1 protein-coding gene is annotated in these 1,339 nt (G+C 47.1%); it reads right to left on the bottom strand.

Translation table 11 applies throughout. The features are described 5' to 3' along the window. Positions 1 to 11 precede the first annotated feature (11 nt). The gene (locus LLW17_RS18790; protein WP_228231832.1) at positions 12 to 1,277 is read right to left on the bottom strand and encodes an IS256 family transposase; all 1,266 of its coding nucleotides are present in this window, start codon (positions 1,275 to 1,277) and stop codon (positions 12 to 14) included. Positions 1,278 to 1,339: the final 62 nt, after the last annotated feature.

Below are 1,339 nucleotides of genomic sequence, written 5' to 3'. Positions count from 1 at the left end.
GGGTATGTAAATTAAACTCTGTCCGTTGTTTCAATTCCTTTGGGGCTAGCCCCAAAGGAATTGGTGTTTAATATCAGGGGTATCCTTTCCCCAAATTTAATGTAAAGTTGTTGAACGGTCAGGCTCCAATTGTGCAAAGGGCTGGTCCATTTCTTTTCTATGTTCTTTGTGGCCAAGTACACAAGCTTTATCAAGGCCATATCATTTGTAAAGGCCCCCTTGGTCTTGGTAACTTTACGTACTTGGCGGTGGAATCCCTCTACGGCATTGGTGGTATAGATTATTTTTCTGATCGGTTCGGTGTACTGGAAATACTGTGATAACTGCTCCCAGTTGCGCTGCCAGCTTTCGATGACCACGGGATATTTGCCTCCCCATTTTTCCTCCAGATCCAATAATCTATCTTCCGCCACCTCTTTGCTGGTCGCCCGATAAACGAGCTTAAGGTCGCGCATGAACTCCTTTTGATCTTTAGAGGCAATGTATTTGAGCGAATTGCGTATCTGGTGCACGATGCAGAGCTGTACCTGTGCTTTTGGGAATACGCTCAATATCGCATCGGTAAATCCCCGAAGATTGTCCGTGCAGGCAATCAGGATATCCTTCAAGCCCCTATTGTTCAGGTCCGTAAGTACTTGCAACCAAAAATTGGCACCCTCACTCTCGGAGATGTACATGCCCAAAACTTCCTTATAGCCCTCCTTGTTGATGCCAAGGATATTGTAGAGGGCCTTGTGCTCGATCTTGCCATCAACTTTTACCTTGTAGTGCATCGCATCGAGCCATACGATGCAATAGAGTGGCTCCAGCGGGCGGTTCTGCCACGCCTTTACATCGGGGACGATCTTATCGGTTATCTGGCTCAAAACGGTATGGGAGATGTCGGTGTCGTACATTTCCTTGATATGCGAAGAGATGTCACGGTAGCTCATCCCAAGGCCATAAAGTCCTATGATCTTGTCCGATAGGTTGTCGGCTAAAATGGTCTGACGTTTCTTTACCAGTTCCGGCTCAAAGCTGCTTTGCCTGTCCTGGGGCGTATCGATATCGAAAGTGCCGTAGCCGCTCTTGATGGTCTTTTTCCCTTTGCCGTTGCGTTTGTTGCCGTTGATCCTTTGGGATTCGTCCAAATGGCCCTCCATCTCCGCCTCAAGGGCCTTTTCGATGACGTTCTTCAGCATCGGGGCAAAGGCGCCGCCCTTGCCGAAAAGGTTCTTGCCCGACATGAACTGGTCAAGCACCTTCTTTTCAAATTCTGTCTGTTCCTCTTTTCTCATGGTTCTGTCTGAATAAAATTAATGTTTAAATCTATTTCAGACAGAGTTTAATTTACACCCTC

The sequence above is a fragment of the Leeuwenhoekiella parthenopeia genome (assembly GCF_020782115.1).
Lineage (GTDB): Bacteria > Bacteroidota > Bacteroidia > Flavobacteriales > Flavobacteriaceae > Leeuwenhoekiella > Leeuwenhoekiella parthenopeia.
Note: the sequence above shows the minus strand (reverse complement) of the source record. Positions and strands in the feature narration are given on the sequence as shown.